Origin of the sequence: Methylobacterium sp. C25 (assembly GCF_021352225.1) — a bacterium.
Classification (GTDB): Bacteria; Pseudomonadota; Alphaproteobacteria; order Rhizobiales; family Beijerinckiaceae; genus Methylobacterium.
The window spans coordinates 36,097-52,678 of record NZ_JAAUVI010000015.1 but is presented as its reverse complement, the minus strand read 5'-3'; the positions used below and the strand labels follow the sequence as shown (position 1 = coordinate 52,678).

Sequence of the window (16,582 nt, the reverse complement as noted above, 5' to 3'; positions counted from 1 at the left end):
CTCCACAAATAAAGACCCCTCGGGGTCGGAGCGTGAAGGACCCTCGACCATGATGAACGTCGCCCCCAAATCTCTCTCCGACTTCGAGGCCGTCCCGGCGGAAGTCACGACGAAGCGTTCCGGCAAGGGCCGCCTTCTGGCTCTGCCGCTGGTCGCGCTGCTGCTCGGCGGCACCGGGTTCTACGGCTACTCGCACTACGAGGCAGCGCACGCGGTGGCCCCGGCGGCCGCTCCCGTCCCCCACGTCACGGTGGCTAGCCCGGTGGGCCGCGACGTCGACGTCCGCCTTTCGGGCCTCGGCCAGTTCTCGGCCATCAACCGTGTCGAGCTGCGCGCCCAGGTCGGCGGCACGCTCACCGAGATCCACTTCCAGGACGGCGACATCGTCAAGAAGGGCGCCCTGCTCTTCGTGATCGATCCTCGCCCCTACGAGATCAAGCTTGCCCAGGCCAAGGCGCTAGTCGAGACCGCCAAGGCCCGTCTCGCGCTGGCCGAGAGCCAGCTCGCCCGCTCCCAGTCCCTGGCGAAGAGCCAGTTCGCCACGCAGGAGACGCTGGACCAGCGCTCCAACGAGGTGGCGGCCGCGAAGGCCACCCTCGACGACGGGCAGGCCCGCGTCCGCGATGCGCAGCTCGATCTCGAATACACCCGGGTTACGGCGCCGTTCACCGGTCGCATCGGTGCCCGGCAGCCGTCTCTCGGCAGCCTGATCGCCGGCAGCCGCGCGGCCGCCAGCGCCACCACGCTGCTCGCCACCATCGTGTCGCTCGACCCGATCTACCTCGACTTCGACATGAGCGAGAACGACTGGCTCAAGTTCCAGCGCGAGCGCCGCGACCAGAGCGCGCCGCTCTCGAAGGTCGTTACGGCTTCGCTCGGGGACGAGGCGCGCTTCGACAGGCAGGGCAAGCTCGACTTCGTCGACAACGTCCTGAACCGGTCCAGCGGCACCATCCACGCTCGCGCGACCTACGCCAACCCGGACCTGTTTCTCTCGCCGGGCCAGTTCGCCCGCATCCGCCTCGCCCTGTCCAAGCCGGCCCCGGCGCTGCTCGTGCCCGACGCCGCCGTGCTGCCCGACCAGTCGGACTTCGTCGTGATGACCGTCGGTGCCGACGACGTCGTCACCCCGAAGAAGGTCGAGGTCGGCGACCTGCGCGATGGCCTTCGGGTCATCCGCTCGGGCCTCGCGCCGACCGACCGGGTCATCGTCGACGGTATCGCGCTCGCGCGGCCCGGAACGAAGGTCGCCGCCAAGACCGCAACCGTCGCCGTCGCGTCCGCCCAGGACTGACGGCCCGGCTCGAATTCAAGACCTCGGGGGCAGCCATGAAACTCGCGCACTTCTTCATCGACCACCCGCGCTTCGCCGTGGTCCTCAACATCTTCATCGTGGCCTTCGGTCTGGCCACGATGATCTCGCTGCCCATCGCCCAATACCCGAGCATCGTCCCGCCGACGGTGCAGATCACGACCGTCTATCCCGGCGCCTCGGGGGAGACGATCTCCAAGACCGTCGCGACGCCCATCGAACAGGCGGTCAATGGCGTCGAGGGGATGGACTACATCTCCAGCCAGTCGACCGGGAACGGCGCCCTCACGGTCACGGTGATCTTCAAGATCGGCACCAACGTGAACACGGCGCTGATGCTGACGCGCAACCGTGTCCAGGACGTGCTGAGCCGGCTGCCCCAGGAGGTCCAACTCCAGGGCGTCCAGGTCAAGAAGACCATCCAGGCCCTGCTGCTCGGCGTTCACGTCTACTCGCCGGATGGCTCGCGCTCGCCCGAATACATCTCCAACTTCATGCTGCGCATCCGTGACGAGATCGCGCGCATCCCGGGCGTCGCGGACTTCCAGATCTACGGCGAGCGACAATACTCGATGCGGGTTTGGGTGGATCCGGACAAGGCGGCCGCCTACGACATCACGGCCAACGAAATCCTCGCCGCCATCCGCGCCCAGAACACGCAGGTCTCGGCGGGTGTTCTCAACAAGCCTCCGCTCTCCAGCCCGGCGGCCTACCAGATCAATGTCGAGGCGCTCGGCCGGCTGACCTCGCCGGAAGAGTTCGAGAACATCATCGTCAAGTCGGACAAGCAGGGCCGCGTCACCCGCATCCGCGACATCGGCCGCGCCGAGATCGGATCGGCCGACTACAGCTCCAAGGCCTATGCCGATCGCTACGATTCCGCGCCGTGGTTCGTGATCGCGACGCCCGACGCCAACGTCTACCAGCTCCATCACGCGATCTGGGACAAGATGGCGGAGCTCAAGAAGACGAAGTTCCCGCCCGGCATCGACTACATCCAGATCTACGATCCGACGAACTTCGTCGACCAGTCCATCGACGGCGTCATCCATACGATCTTCGAGGCGGTCCTCCTCGTCGTCGCCGTGGTCTTCATCTTCCTGCAGAGCTGGCGCGCGACCATCATCCCGGTCATCGCCATTCCGATCTCGCTGATCGGCACCTTCACGCTGCTCGCCATCTTCGGCGCCTCGATCAACAACCTGTCGCTGTTCGGCCTGGTGCTGGCCGTCGGCATCGTGGTCGACGACGCCATCGTCGTGGTCGAGAACGTCGAGCGGAACATGGCCGCGGGCATGTCTCCCCGAGACGCCGCCCACAGGACGATGACCGAGGTGTCGACGGCGCTCATCGCCATCGCCCTCACGCTCTGTGCGGTGTTCGTGCCGACGGCCTTCATCTCCGGCATCTCGGGACTGTTCTTCAAGCAGTTCGCCATCACCATCGCCGCCTCGACGGTGATCTCCTGCTTCGTCTCGCTGACGCTCAGCCCCGCCCTGTGCGCGGTGCTCCTGAAGCCGCACGACCATCACGCGAAGAAGGGCTTCGTCGGCCGGATCGTCCAGGCCCTGTTCGGTCGCTTCAACACGGGCTTCGAGTGGCTGTCGTCGAGCTACGGCCGCTTCACGGGGCGTCTGATCAGGGCCTCGGCCATCGTCGGTATTGTCTATGTCGGGCTGATCGGCCTGACCGGCTTCCAGATGTCGCGGATGCCCTCCGGCTTCATCCCGGATCAGGACATCGGCTACCAGGCCGTCGTCGCCTTGTTGCCCCCGGGCTCCAGCCTCGACCGCACCGACGCCGTCGTCCGCCAGGTCAACGAGATCATCCTCGACACGCCCGAGGTGAAGGGCATCACCCATACCTCGCCGGTGACCGGCTTCGACGTCACCACTAGCACCATCGCCCCGAACGTCGGCACGGTCTTCTACGGGTTGCCCTCGCTCTACGACAAACACGTTCCCGGCATCAACGCGGCCTCGATGCTGCCGAAGATCCGCGCGCGGCTCGCCGGCATCCAGGGCGCCTACGTCATCGTGGTAAACCCGCCGCCGGTTCAGGGACTGGGTGCGGCAGGCGGCTTCAAGCTGATGATCCAGGACGTCGCCGGGCACGGACCGCAGGCGTTGGCCAAGGCGACGAACGACCTCGTCGCGGCCGCCAACAAGTCCGGGCACTTCGGGGGCGTCTTCACCCTCTTCAACGCCGGCGCGCCCTCGATCTACGCCGACATCGACCGCCTGAAGGCCGAGAAGGTCGGCCTGACCCCGAGCGACGTGTTCTCGACGCTGCAGCTCTACATCGGCTCGCAGTATGTGAACGACTTCAACTTCTTCGGGCGGACCTATCCGGTCTTCGTCCAGGCTGACGAGCAGTTCCGTCGGACGGCGGACGACATCGCCCGGCTGAAGGCCCGCAACGCCAGCGACGAGATGGTGCCGATTGGCTCCGTCGCGACCTTCAAGACCCAGACCGCCCCCTATCGCGTGCCGCGCTACAACCTCTCGCCGGCGGCCGAGATCATGGGCGCCGCAGCCCCTGGCGTGTCGTCGGGCACGGCCATCAAGGAGATGTCGGCACTCGCCAAACAGGTGCTGCCGGCCGGCTTCGAGTTCGAGTGGACCGACCTCGCCCACCAGGAAGAGCAGCAGGGCACGCCGACCATCGCGATCTTCGCAGCCGCCGGACTGTTTGTCTTCCTCGTCCTGGTCGCTCAATACGAGAGCTGGGCGGTGCCGCTCGCCATCGTGCTGATCCTGCCGATGTGTCTGCTGGCTTCGGCGACCGGTCTCGACCTGCGCGGCATGCCGATCGACATCCTCGCCCAAATCGGCTTCGTCGTTCTGGTGGGCTTAGCGGCCAAGAACGCGATCCTCATCGTCGAGTTCGCCAGGCAGGCCGAGGAGCACGGCGAAACGCCGGTGGAGGCCGCCATCGAAGCGGCCAGGGTCCGGCTTCGCCCGATCCTGATGACCTCCTTCGCCTTCATCCTCGGCGTGGTGCCGCTGGCCATCGCCACAGGCGCCGGCTCCGAGATGCGGCAGTCACTCGGAACGGCCGTGCTGACCGGCATGCTCGGCGTGACCGTCTTCGGCCTGCTCTTCACGCCGACCTTCTACGTGATCGTGCGCCGCATCGGCTCGAAGCGCCGCGAGGCGCCCGCCCCGACCCCGACACCAGCCAAAGCCCCCGAGCCCCATTCCGCCTGATCCCCCGCGCGTCGAGGCCAGCCGGTCCCGACGCGCCTCCAACCCCCGTCAGAAACAGGAGTCCGTCATGACCCAGGTCGACAAGGCCCATCTCTTCGCACGCCTGCATGCCAAGGGCTCGCCGCTGATCCTCTACAACGTCTGGGACGCCGGCTCGGCCAAGGCCGTTCGGGAGGCTGGCGCCAAGGCCATCGCGACCAGTAGCTGGGCCGTCGCCGAGGCGCAGGGTTACCGGGATGGTGAGGACCTCCCGCTCGCCAATGTCGAGCAGGTGGCCGCTCGGATCGCCGCCGTCGTCGACGTGCCCCTGAGCGTAGACTTCGAGGGCGGCTATGCCGAGGACGAGGAAGAGCTCGCCCGGAACGTCTCGCGGATCATCGGTCTCGGCGTCGTCGGGATCAATTTCGAGGACCGCGTCGTCAAGGGACCCGGCCTCTATCCCATCGACAAGCAGGCGCGGCGGATCAAGGCGATCCGCGAGGCGGCGACCAACCTCGGATTGCCGCTCTTCATCAACGCCCGCACCGACCTCTTCCTTGGTCGCGGCACCGATCCGGCGAAGGACATCACCGAGGCGCTGGAACGGGCCAAGGCTTACGGCGAGGCCGGCGCCTCCGGGTTCTTCGTGCCGGGCCTGCGCGACGAGAAGCTCATCCACCGCGCCGTCGAGGGCATCACCCTCCCGGTCAACGTGATGGTGATGGACGGAATTCCTGCGAAGGGCCGCCTCGCAGAGATCGGAGTGGCGCGCCTCAGCCATGGCGCCAACCCGTACGTACAGGCGACTGCAACGCTCAAGGACGCGGCTCACCGAGCCTTCGTCTGAGCCTCTCCCCCTGAAAACAGAAGGAACACGACCATGTCACTGCAAGGCAAACGCGCGCTCGTGACGGGCGCCAGCCGCGGCATCGGAGCCGCCATCGCCAAGGCGCTCGCCGCGGAAGGCGCCGACGTCGCCATCACCTACGAAAAGTCGGCGGACGCCGCCAACGAGGTGGTCCGCGCCATCGAGGCTCATGGCCGGAAAGCGGCTGCGATCCAGGCCGACAGCGCGAACCCGGGGGCCATCCATGCCTCGGTGGAGAAGGCCGTCGGGGCTCTCGGAGGGCTCGATATCCTCGTGAACAATGCGGGCATCATCCGCTTCTCCGAGGTCAAGGACATGGCGCTGGAGGACATCGACGCCCTCCTCAACGTCAACGTCCGTGGGGTGATCCTGGCCAGCAAGGCCGTGATCCCGCATCTCGGCGAAGGCGGCCGCATCATTAACATCGGCAGCTACTTCGCCGACCGCGTACCGGGTGGCGCCGGACTGTCGGTCTACTCCCTGACGAAATCCGCCTTGACCGCCTTCACCAAGGGCCTCGCCCGCGAGCTCGGCTCCCGGAACATCACCGTCAACGTGGTGCAGCCCGGCTCCATCGATACGGACATGAACCCGGCCCACGGCGACTTCGGTCCGGCGCTCAAAGCGCTGTCGCCGCTCGGCCGCTACGGTGAGGTCAACGACATCGCCAATGCCGTGGCGTTCCTGGCGAGTGACAAGGCGAAGTACGTCACTGGTACGGCCGTGACGGTCGACGGCGGCGCAAACGCCTGAGCCGTGGCCAACCGGATCAGGCGGCCATGAGACCCGGTCGCCTGTAGTCGCCAGGATCCTTGCCCTCCTTTCCTGGCGACGGCGGGTCGGGTGCTCGCCCGAGGTCACCCGACCCGCATCTTCACCGGCGCGACCGAACACCCCCCCAGCACGGTCGCGCCGACCGTCGTGCCACGCAGGCGGCCTCGACCGATCATCCAGATACGAAGGATCCGACCATGTCTTCCAGCCGTCGCGTCGTCTTCGCCGAACCGGTCCGAACGCCGGTCGGCACGCTCGGAGGCGCCCTCCGCGAGGTCGAGGCGGTCGCCCTGGGCGCCACGGCGGTGCGGGCCGCGGTCGAGCGTGCCGGCATCCAACCCGACGAGGTCGGCACGGTCGTGATGGGCAACGTGATCCAGGCCGGCAACAAGATGAACCCGGCACGGCAGGCGGCCATCCGCGGCGGATTGCCCATCGATACGCCGGCGCTAACCGTGAACCGCGTCTGCGGCTCGGGCGCCCAGGCTATCGTCTCCGTGGCGCAGGAAATCCTACTCGGCGACGTCAGCGCCGGTGTCGCGGGCGGCATGGAGAGCATGGATCGCGCCCCGTACCTGATCGGCAGCGGGCGCTGGGGCTATCGCATGGGCGACGCGCAACTGGTCGACAGCGCGCTTCGTGACGGTCTGAATGACGCCTTCTCGGACGCGGCCTCGGGCTGGCACACGGAGGATCTTGCGGAGATGTTTCAGATCAGCCGGGCGGAACAGGACCGCTGGGCTGCTCGCTCGCAAGCGCGGTTCTCCGCCGCCCAGGCCGAAGGTCGCTTTCGGGCCGAGATCGTCCCGGTCGAGGTTGCGGGGCGCAAGGGCACGACGGTGTTCGAGAAGGACGAGCACAACCGGCCAGAGACGACCGCGGAGACGCTGGCGCGGCTCAAGCCTGCGTTCCGCTCCAACGGCACGATCACGGCGGGAAATGCGCCTGGGCTGAACGACGGTGCCGCGGCCCTCGTGCTGATGGACGAGACGTGGGCCGAACGCCGTGATCTCCGGCCAGTGGCCCGTCTCGTGTCCTATGGCATCGGCGCCGTCGAGCCCGGCCTGTTTGGTCTAGGTCCGGTGCCCGCGGTGCGGCAGGCGCTGACCCGCGCCGGCTGGGACATCGACTGGGTGCAACGCTTCGAGATCAATGAGGCCTTCGCCGCCATCGTCATCGCCATCATGGACGAACTCGGGATCGCGGAGCAGGTCGTGAACGTCGAGGGCGGCGCCATCGCCCACGGCCATCCCATCGGCGCGACGGGAGCGATCCTGACGACGCGCCTGATCCACTCGATGCGACGCGACGGCCTCGACCGGGGCGTCGTGACGCTGTGCATCGGCGGCGGCCAGGGCATCGCGCTCGCCATCGAGACCGTTGGGTGAGAGCCGGGCCGCCGGCGGCCCGCACGACCACCGATGCCGGCGGCGCGAACATGGGAGGAAACAGGCATGGCCCGTCTCGATCTCAGACCCAACTGTGAATGCTGCGACAAGGATCTGCCCCCAGATTCGAGGGAGGCCTTCATCTGCACCTTCGAATGCACCTTCTGCCGCGACTGCGTGGAGGGCGTCCTCGATGGCCACTGCCCGAACTGCCTCGGCAACCTGGTCGAGCGGCCGATCCGCCCGATTGGCGGTCCGGTCGGCGGCTTGAGCAAGTACCCGGCGTCCACGAAGCGGGTCCTCAAGAACGGCGGCTGCGTGATGACGCCGGATCCGGCTGGCGCGGATGCGGTGCCGGCTCCGGCATAGCCTGCAGGGAGCCGAACGTACCGGCTCGCCAAGGTCCAGCCGAAACTGGAGGGATGACATGAGCTACGCGTTCAAAACGGTGGCGTCGCCGGTCGGCGCGCTGAAGATCATCGCGAGCGACCGCGGCCTCTCGGCAATCCTCTGGGAGGACGACGACCCCAAGCGGGTCCGGCTCGGGCCTTTGGTCGAGGACCCGTCCCATCCCGTGCTGCTGGAGACGGAGCGCCAGTTGGCAGCCTACTTCGCCGGCACGCTGCAGGCCTTCAGCGTGCCGCTCGATTTCCGGGGAACCGATTTCCAGAAGAGCGTCTGGGCAGCCCTGCTGACCATCCCCTTCGGGGAGACACGGAGCTATGGCGACATCGCCTGTCAGATCGGGCGGCCAAGCGCCTTTAGGGCGGTGGGAGCGGCGAACGGGAAGAACCCGATCTCGATCATCGCGCCCTGCCATCGGGTCATCGGTTCGGCCGGTGCCCTGACGGGCTTCGCGGGCGGCCTGGAGGTCAAGAGGCGACTTCTCGGTCTGGAAAGCTCCAAGGCTGCGGCGTCTTCCGGCCAGCTCCTCTGACCGTGGAGGCGAGCCATGACCATCAAGCACCATGACCTCGCGGGCATCGACCTGAACCTGCTCGTGGCACTTGATGCCCTCCTGACCGAGAGCAGCGTGACGCGCGCGGCCGCCCAGGTCGGCATCGGCCAGTCCGCCATGAGCAGCAGCCTTTCCCGGCTGCGGAAGCTGCTGGGTGATGAACTGCTCACCCGCCTGCCGGACGGCATGCGGCTGACGCCGAGGGCCATGGCCCTGGTCGAGCCGGTCCGTACCGCCCTGCGCCAGTTCCAGGGCATCGTTCTCCAGGAGGACAGCTTCGACCCCGTGACGGTCGAACGGTCGTTCACGCTCGCCGTCCCAGGCGTGGAGGCGCGCGTCGTTCCCCGGCTGCTGGCCTTCCTTGGGCGCGAGGCGCCAGGAATTCGTCTGACCCTGCGAAACTTCGATTATGGCGCCGTGCTCGACGAACTGGATGCCGACCGGATCGATCTGGCCATAGGGGTCATCTCCCAGGGTCAGACACACCACAAGGTTCGTACGCTTTACCGGTTCGGCTACCTCTGCCTGTTCAACCCGGCACTCCTGGGTGTGAGCGGCCCGCTGTCGCTCGAAGACTACCTGCGATTCCCCCACATCATGACCGGGATGACGGGTCGGGGTCCAGGAGTGATCGACGACGCCCTCGCGAGTATCGACCGCAAACGGCGGCTCATGGTGACGACGCCACGTTTCACCACGGTCCCCTTCCATGTTCAGGCCGCTCCCTTGATCGCCACGATGGTCGACAAGCTGGCGGTGACATTCGCGGAGCAACTCGGCTTGGGAACGAGCCCGGTTCCCCTTGAGCTCAACGAGTCCTCCATCTCGATGCTCTGGCATTCGTCGTACGACCATGACCCCGCGCACCGTTGGCTGCGCGAGGTCATGGTGGGCTTGGGTCGGGATACCGCGAAGGATGCGGCGGCGGCCTTGTGAAGGCTGCCGCGGGCGGCGCCTCCTTAAAGGGCGCCCAGGCGAACCGGCTCCGACTTGGCAGCGGCTTCCACCGGTGCGGCCGGCAGCCACTGGACGGCGGCGATCATTCCAAAGCCACCCTGGCGACGAACCTCGACGGCGTTCGTCGCGATACGGGCGTCATGGTAGCCGGCCCCGATGACGGACGGCATGTTGATGACAACGCCCTCGGCCGTCCGTTCGGACCTGTCGGTCCACTTGACGGCGCCGGCGGTGGCGAACCCACCCTGTCGACGCACTTCCACCGCGTTCACCGCGACGCGGCGGTCGTGGTAGGCGGCCCCGATCACTGACGGGAAGTCGATCACTGCGGCCTGGGACTGTTCCTGGGCTGCGCCGGTCCACTGGACGGCGGCGGTGATACCGAACCCACCCTGGCGGCGGACCTCGGCCACGTTCGTCGCGATGCTGCGGACATGGTAGGCGGCGCCGATCACCGACGGGAAATCGATAGCCGCGCCATTCGATGACTGACCGGCGGCCTTGAGCTTCCACTCGACGGCGCCGGCGGTGGCGAAGCCGCCCTGGCGGCGGACTTCGACAGCGTTCGTGGCGACCCGCGGGTCATGGTAGGCGGCGCCGACAACCGTCAGCACTTTGAAGGCCTGGGGGGTGTTGTCGGCGATGGCTGCATCCGAGGCGCTTGCCTGGCCGAAACCGGCAACCGTCAAGAACAGGGCGGCGGCGAGAGTTTGAGTGTTCTTGGACATTGTTCGATCCTCTTTGGCGGCGGCGGGTATTTCCGTCGTTCGATGAGGCGAACGTGCGCTCCGATATTGTATTGATCAAACAGATGTGGTCCATAGCCGACATCGACATCGTCAATCATGGCAGTTGTCGATGAAGACGCTGTGACCTTTTGCAGGCCTCGCGGCCGGGGATCCTATTACCGACATAGGTAGCGATCGGGCCTCGTGACGATGTCCGCTTTCTTTTTCTTAGATTTAGAACCAGCCAGACTGCTATCGGCCAAGTTCAGTCGGCCGTGCGAGCTTGAGCCGCAGACTCTCAAAACCGGATATTTGCAGAATCAGGCAGCAAGCTAACTGGGCTCAGTCACGGGCTGCTTTTCAGTCGCTTCAACTCCTCCGCTAGCTCAATCAAAGCCATGTCGAGCGTCACGCGGGTGCGGAAAGCTCCATCGACACCAACGTGCCGTCGAGCCATTCGACTTAGGCCGATGGCGCTCAGTATGCGCTTCCTCAGAGTAGGCGCGCCGCAGGTGGAAGTAGCATCCTCAACGAGCGCTGGGTTGCGGACGGCAGGTGTATATGCTGCTTCGTGCCTACCATCATGGTCGATGCGTCCAAAGACTTCATAAGCTCCGGCGGTCGCATCAGGCAGGATCGTCAACGTTCCGAGAAAGCCAATAAACGCTTGGTCAGAAGGACCAACCGAAGCTCGCACATCCACCATGACCCAGCGCGGCTGGTCGTGTGGGGTGAGCAATCGATATTGCACGCGATAGTCGGACGACGTTTCGAGCGCGCCGTAGTGGGTGTCTTCAACCAAAGCACGTTCTTTGATATAGATGCGCTCCAACCAGCCACTGCCCAAAGCTTGGCTAGACTCTTGACCTGTCAGACTTTTCCAGACCGGATCCTGGTAGAGCGTTTGCCCGGCGGCATCGTTCACGAATATCCCGTAACCCTCCTGACTTCTGGTTATTATGTACCCGCGGGATTTTGCTGGTTCGCATCGCGTCGCGCATCGTCAGCTTATTCGCAGCGTCTGCGAGATCGGACGCTCTACACTACCAGCTTCCGGCTTCTTCGCGCCCATCAACGTGATTCTGACCCGTCGGCGTTCTGCACGACTGAGAATGTAGGGCGCATGCCGAGGCTGTCCGTTCGCAACAGCTGGCCCGAAAGAAGCATCGTTGGTGACCTGCCGCGCCTCACTTTAGCGGAATGGACATTCCCGCGAGAAGCGGAGCGTAGGCGGAGAGCCTACGGGTGATAAACTCCGTGAAGAGCCGCACGCGCTTAGTCTTCCGGGCCTCGCCCTGCGTAAGGAGCCAGAGCGTTCCGTAGAGATGCAGTTCGATGCCCGGGACCCTGGCCAGAAGTGGATCGGCGTCGCCGACGAAGCACGGCAGCGTGGTCATACCGAGCCCCTGCCGGACCACCGCGAGCTGCGCCTCGGCATCCGAGACCCTGAACGGAACCGCGTCGCTGCGAATCTCGATCTTGCCGGCCCAGTCCGGAATGCCGTGAGCGCTGATGACGATCCACCGCATGGGATCGGGCGCGTCCGCCTGCACGGTGGAAAGTCGATTCCGGGCCTCATAGACGCCTCCGAAAACCTCCGGTCCCTTCAGGCCATGGAGATTGAGTGGCAAGGTTTTGCGGTCGTAGACGACGCGGATCGCGACGTCGGCGTCCCGATTGGTCAGGTTCGCCAGCTCGCCGGACGACGAGATGTCTATCTCGATGTCCGGATGGAGACGCGCAAACTCGACGAAATCCGGCACGAGCAGGTGCGTCGCAAGAGGCGGAGGCAACGTCACCCGCAGGAGCCCGCGCACGCCCTGGTCGCGCCCAAAGACGCGAGCCTCCAGTTGGTGCGACGTTGCCTCCATCCGTTCGGCGAGTTCCAGGACCTCCTCGCCCGCGCTCGTGATGCGATACCCCGAAGGCAGCTTTTCAAAGAGTTGAACCCCGAGGCGTTCCTCGAGCTGGGCAACACGCCGCAGCACGGTCGCGTGGTTTACCCCGAGGCGGGCGGCAGCGCCCCGCACTGAGCCTCCGCGCGCGACGGCGAGGAAATACCGAACGTCATCCCAGTCGATCATGGTGCAATCCAGCACCGCAGGATGCCCGACTGCAAGGCCCGCGTTTGCACGCCGACAGGGTCTCGGGAGGCCTCAGAGGCCGAATTGGATGGCAGCAGACCGTGTCGCACGGCGGATCCCGTCTCTCGCGATTGGGGACGCCTTCAGGCCGGATCGATTTCGCACCACCGCTGTGCGCACATTCATACTGAACGCCTGACGCAGGCGGCCACATGTTCGGTCCTCGGGGGCTCCCCGAAGCAGCCAAGGAAGGATCCTGGACGTGAGAAAGCTTGAGGGTAAGGTCGCGGTCATCACAGGTGGATCTAGCGGCCTGGGGCTGGCGAGCGCCAAGCTGTTCGTCGAGGAAGGCGCCCATGTCTTCATCACGGGCCGCAGGCAGGAGGCGCTGGACGAGGCCGTCAAGGTGATCGGGCGCAAAGTGACCGGTGTCCCCGGCGATGCGGCGAACCTCGACGATCTCGATCGCTTGTTCGAGACGGTCAGGCGCGAGAAGGGCAGCATCGATGTCCTGTTCGCGAGCGCCGGCAGGGGCGAACCCGTCCCGTTGGGCCAGATCACCGAGCAGCATTTCGATACGACCTTCGGCCTGAACACGCGCGGTACGCTGTTCACCGTGCAGAAGGCGTTGCCGCTCTTCAACGATGGCGGGTCGATCTTCATGACCGGGTCCGTCGCCTCACTGAAGGGATATCCTGCCTTCAGCGTGTATTCGGCGAGCAAGGCGGCCCTGCGGGCTTTTGCGCGCGGATGGCTCAACGAGCTGAAGGGTCGGAACATCCGGGTCAACGTTCTGCATCCGGGGCCGACCGATACGTCGGTGCCGATCGACGAAGAGACGCGGCGGATGTTCGAATCTCACATTCCGCGCGGGAAGTTGGGTCGGCCCGAGGAAATCGCAGCGGTCGCGCTGTTTCTCGCCTCGGATGCGTCGAGCTTCGTGAACGGGATCGAGCTGTCCGTCGACGGCGGTCTCTCGGCCGTCTGAACGAGCGCTGCGCGGCCGATGACGGGGCCATCCGTCCGGCCGGCCCGAGACGGCGCCGCCATCCGAAACATCACTCTGAACGGCGGGATCGGCAGGCTCGGGAACTCCCGACCGACCGAGAACCGTGTCTGAAAGGAACGACCATGGAAAAGCTTGAGGGCAAGGTCGCAGTCATCACGGGCGGCGCCACCGGCATCGGCCGCGCCGCGGCAAAGCGCTTCGTCGAGGAGGGCGCGTTCGTATTCATCTTCGGCCGCCGGCAGGAGGCGCTCGATGCCGCCGTGGCCGAACTTGGACCCAATGCCCGTGCCGTGCAGGGCTCTGTCTCCGACGAGGCCGACCTCGACCGGCTCTACGGGGCGGTGAAGGCCGAGCGGGGCACGTTGGACATCGTCTTCGCGAATGCCGGAGCAGGTAGCATGCTCAGGCTCGGCGAGATCACTGCCCAGCACATCGACGAGACCTTCGACACCAACGTGAAGGGGACGATCTTCACGGTCCAGAAGGCGCTCCCGCTGATGGGCCAGGGCGGATCGATTATCCTGACTGGATCGAGCGCCGGCACCACGGGCGCGCCAGGAATGACCGCCTATAGCGCGAGCAAGGCGGCGGTGCGCAACCTCGCTCGCACCTGGGCGGAGGACCTGAAGGGCACCGGAATTCGGGTCAACGTGCTGTCGCCCGGGGCGACGGCGACCGAACTGGCGAAGCAAGCGCTGGGCGAGGACGGCCAGAAAGCCTTCGCGTCGATGACGCCGCTCCAGCGCATGGCGGATCCGGCCGAACAGGGAGCGGTGGCCGCTTTCCTCGCTTCGTCGGACAGCAGCTTCATGACCGGCAGCGAGGTCGCCGTCGACGGAGGCTTGGCGCAGCTCTGATGCGTCGCGCCCGGACGGGTTTCATCGTGTTACTTGAAAGGAATAGCTATGAGTTGCGCAATCATCGGCTTCGGCAAGATTGGCCAAGCGCTTGCCAGAGCGTTCGCCCGCAACGGCATCGAAGTCTCCGTCGCGACCACACGCGAGCCGGCAAGCTTCGCATCCGATGCGGCCTCCATCGGACCCCACATTGTGCCCAAGGCACTGGTGGAGGCCGTGAAAGCGGACGTCATCTTCCTCGCCGTGCGGTTCGAGGCGCATGCGGACGTCGCGAAGGCGCTCCCGAACTGGCAGGGGAAGACCATCGTCGACGTGACCAACGCCTACGGTGTGCCCTCTGAGGACCTGGGAGGACAGCCCTCCGCCAAGGTCGTCGCGCAAGCCTTCACCGGCGGCCGATTGGTCAAGGGCTTCAACCACCTGGGCGCTGGAGTGCTCGGCCAGGATCCGGCCGTCAAAGGCGGCCGGAGGGTCGTGTTCCTCACGAGCGACGACCAGGACGCGACGGCGGAGATCGGCGAGATCGCGAAGAAGCTCGGCTTCGCACCGGTCGACCTCGGCGGCCTCTCCGAAGGCGGCCTGCTCGTCCATGGGCGCGAGAAGACCTGGGGGAAGCTCATCTTCGAGGATCTGGTCAAGTTCGGCTGACCAACGCGGACGCGCTCGGATTGAAAGCGGTTCGGGCGCGCGTGAAACGGAGACATTCCATGAGCATCGAGACAAACATCCAAGCCGTGAAGGACTTCTTCGCCGCGATCGGCAGCGGCGACGAGGAGGGTCTGCGTGCGCTGGCCGCCGACGATTTCGAGTGGATCGTCCCGGGAGAGAATTGGCCGCTCGCCGGGACACATCGGGGGCACCATAGACTGACGGACGTGGTGAAGACCGCATCCGAAACCATCGAGATGTCGCTCTCAGAGTCCCGCGCGTTCGTGGCACAGGGAGATCGCGTCCTGGTCGTCGGCTTCGCCAAGGGGACGATCAAGGCCACGAAAAAGTCGTTCGAAGACCACTGGATCTTCGCCATCACCGTCCGCGAGGGCAAGGTGGTCAGTATCCGGGAATACGTCGATACGCAGGCGCTGGCGCGAGCCGCGCAGATGTAATCTTCCGAAGGGACGTAGCGATGACCAACCGTTGGGAGGGGGCGCTACGTCCGCATTCATTTTCTCGTTGCAAGCAAGCCGCCCTTCAGCTCTCGGCCACGTTCGGCCGGCGGCGTTGCGCCCGTCGTTGATGTTTATTTAGCAAAGAAATCGTCCCGAAACCGGACATCCCTCAAGACCACCATTGGCGGGTGCGATCCCACCGACGTTGTGAATGCTTCGCATTCGCAGCCGACACCGTTTTTTACATTTTATTTCCTGGCAGCCCTTCTAAACAATCGGCGCGGTTACGCCAAATCATCGCTCGATGATTGACGGATAATCCAGAAAACAGTCGTTTTATTTATATCCTAGATCGGATTGAACATCGACGACACGCGGCGGTTCGCATCCAAAGCGCGCTACCGAAAGTCCTCTGGCCGTGTCCGACAAGAAGGACTCAGATCACGACAAATCCCTAAATGACTTGTCACCAGACGAGAAGAAAAAACGACTGTACGACCTGTGTGAAAGACTCCCTGTCTCGGAGGAAGTCGAAACTCCGGCGTCCTCAAACGACAATGCACCTAAGCAGGTGGACGAATGAGGGGGGCGGCCAGTTCAACGCCCGAGTTGAACCCCGCGCCCTGATCCAGGCCGTCCGACCCAATGTGAACCGGAATCACATTTTGCTGCAGGCGCGGGAACGAAAAGCGGTCGCTGCGGCTTCCTCGGTGCCAAATGAGTGGGCAGAGGAGTCTAAAAATGCGTCGCATCGCTTTCGCCGTCATGGCCGCCACCATGCTGACGGCACCGGCACTCGCCGAGAGCGCCAAGCCGGTCACTCCGCCGGCCGAAGTCAAGTTTGCCCCCGTACCGCCGACTGCGGTTCTGAGCTACAATCTGGTGGGTCTCACGGTCGTTGACGGCTCGAACAGCACGGTTGGCGAGATCAAGGATCTCATCGTCAATGACGGCAAGCTGGTTGGCTACATCATTTCGGTCGGTGGTTTTCTCGGCATGGGCGAGCACTACGTCGCCGTCGAGCCGTCTTCGGTGGGCCTGACTTACGATGAGAGCGCCAAGAAATGGGTCGCGTCCATCAACACCGCCAAGGACAAGCTGAAGGAGGCCCCGCAGTTTAAGTACGAGGGCAAGTTCAAGCACTAAACCGCTGAGGACCGGGATTGCGAAAGCGATCCCGGTTTCTATTTCCGGCGCAGGACTTCATTGTTACTGATAGAGACACTTTAATTAGGGAAATAAATTGTTCCTGGCGTCTGGATCTCACCGGTCCGACATCACATTTGCAACTAGCCGTCGCGATTATCGACCAAATGTCCATGCTGTCGCACTGCACGCCGTTCGGAAACA

General features: G+C 65.1%; 16 protein-coding genes. 13 read left to right on the top strand and 3 right to left on the bottom strand.

Features of this window, described 5'->3' with window-relative positions:
* The first annotated feature begins 49 nt into the window (after nt 1-49).
* From HCU64_RS23015 to HCU64_RS22980, 8 genes are all read left to right on the top strand, one after another.
* The gene (locus HCU64_RS23015) at nt 50-1,294 is read left to right on the top strand and encodes an efflux RND transporter periplasmic adaptor subunit (protein ID WP_233386660.1); all 1,245 of its coding nucleotides are present in this window, start codon (nt 50-52) and stop codon (nt 1,292-1,294) included.
* Nucleotides 1,295-1,329: 35 nt separating this feature from the next.
* Nucleotides 1,330-4,521 carry an efflux RND transporter permease subunit gene (locus HCU64_RS23010; protein WP_233386658.1) on the top strand — a complete coding sequence of 1,064 codons (3,192 nt, stop codon included), beginning with the start codon at nt 1,330-1,332 and terminating at the stop codon, nt 4,519-4,521.
* Nucleotides 4,522-4,588: 67 nt separating this feature from the next.
* Complete coding sequence (locus HCU64_RS23005; protein WP_233386656.1) at nt 4,589-5,347, top strand: isocitrate lyase/PEP mutase family protein; 759 nt, start codon at nt 4,589-4,591, stop codon at nt 5,345-5,347.
* A gap of 33 nt (nt 5,348-5,380) precedes the next feature.
* Nucleotides 5,381-6,121: a 3-oxoacyl-ACP reductase family protein gene (locus tag HCU64_RS23000; RefSeq protein WP_233386655.1), complete on the top strand. Its 741-nt coding sequence runs from the start codon at nt 5,381-5,383 to the stop codon at nt 6,119-6,121.
* 218 nt (nt 6,122-6,339) lie between these two features.
* On the top strand, nt 6,340-7,530 hold the full coding sequence (locus tag HCU64_RS22995; protein ID WP_233386652.1) for a thiolase family protein: 1,191 nt from the start codon (nt 6,340-6,342) through the stop codon (nt 7,528-7,530).
* A gap of 66 nt (nt 7,531-7,596) precedes the next feature.
* Complete coding sequence (locus HCU64_RS22990) at nt 7,597-7,899, top strand: DUF1272 domain-containing protein (RefSeq protein WP_233386650.1); 303 nt, start codon at nt 7,597-7,599, stop codon at nt 7,897-7,899.
* A gap of 58 nt (nt 7,900-7,957) precedes the next feature.
* The gene (locus HCU64_RS22985; RefSeq protein WP_233386649.1) at nt 7,958-8,467 is read left to right on the top strand and encodes a methylated-DNA--[protein]-cysteine S-methyltransferase; all 510 of its coding nucleotides are present in this window, start codon (nt 7,958-7,960) and stop codon (nt 8,465-8,467) included.
* Between the two features lie 15 nt (nt 8,468-8,482).
* On the top strand, nt 8,483-9,424 hold the full coding sequence (locus tag HCU64_RS22980) for a LysR family transcriptional regulator (RefSeq protein ID WP_233386648.1): 942 nt from the start codon (nt 8,483-8,485) through the stop codon (nt 9,422-9,424).
* A gap of 23 nt (nt 9,425-9,447) precedes the next feature.
* On the opposite strand, the gene HCU64_RS22975 is transcribed toward HCU64_RS22980, so the two are convergent.
* The 3 genes from HCU64_RS22975 to HCU64_RS22965 form a co-directional block, all read right to left on the bottom strand.
* The gene (locus tag HCU64_RS22975) at nt 9,448-10,173 is read right to left on the bottom strand and encodes a hypothetical protein (protein WP_233386647.1); all 726 of its coding nucleotides are present in this window, start codon (nt 10,171-10,173) and stop codon (nt 9,448-9,450) included.
* Between the two features lie 346 nt (nt 10,174-10,519).
* On the bottom strand, nt 10,520-11,098 hold the full coding sequence (locus HCU64_RS22970) for a PAS domain-containing protein (protein WP_233386646.1): 579 nt from the start codon (nt 11,096-11,098) through the stop codon (nt 10,520-10,522).
* A gap of 262 nt (nt 11,099-11,360) precedes the next feature.
* Entirely contained in the window at nt 11,361-12,257 is an 897-nt protein-coding gene (locus HCU64_RS22965) for a LysR family transcriptional regulator (protein WP_233386645.1), read from the bottom strand.
* A gap of 262 nt (nt 12,258-12,519) precedes the next feature.
* Between HCU64_RS22965 and HCU64_RS22960 the strand changes: the two genes are divergently transcribed.
* The 5 genes from HCU64_RS22960 to HCU64_RS22940 all read left to right on the top strand — a co-directional run bounded on the left by HCU64_RS22960 (nt 12,520) and on the right by HCU64_RS22940 (nt 16,378).
* On the top strand, nt 12,520-13,245 hold the full coding sequence (locus HCU64_RS22960) for an SDR family NAD(P)-dependent oxidoreductase (RefSeq protein WP_233386644.1): 726 nt from the start codon (nt 12,520-12,522) through the stop codon (nt 13,243-13,245).
* A 143-nt stretch (nt 13,246-13,388) separates the two neighbouring features.
* A complete protein-coding gene (locus HCU64_RS22955; RefSeq protein ID WP_233386643.1) occupies nt 13,389-14,123 on the top strand; it encodes an SDR family NAD(P)-dependent oxidoreductase in 735 nt (244 codons plus the stop codon).
* A 48-nt stretch (nt 14,124-14,171) separates the two neighbouring features.
* Entirely contained in the window at nt 14,172-14,771 is a 600-nt protein-coding gene (locus tag HCU64_RS22950) for an NADPH-dependent F420 reductase (protein WP_233386641.1), read from the top strand.
* A gap of 59 nt (nt 14,772-14,830) precedes the next feature.
* Nucleotides 14,831-15,229, top strand: coding sequence for a nuclear transport factor 2 family protein (locus tag HCU64_RS22945; protein ID WP_233386639.1), 399 nt, complete (start codon nt 14,831-14,833; stop codon nt 15,227-15,229).
* Nucleotides 15,230-15,973: 744 nt separating this feature from the next.
* Nucleotides 15,974-16,378 carry a PRC-barrel domain-containing protein gene (locus HCU64_RS22940; protein ID WP_233386637.1) on the top strand — a complete coding sequence of 135 codons (405 nt, stop codon included), beginning with the start codon at nt 15,974-15,976 and terminating at the stop codon, nt 16,376-16,378.
* Nucleotides 16,379-16,582 lie beyond the last annotated feature (204 nt).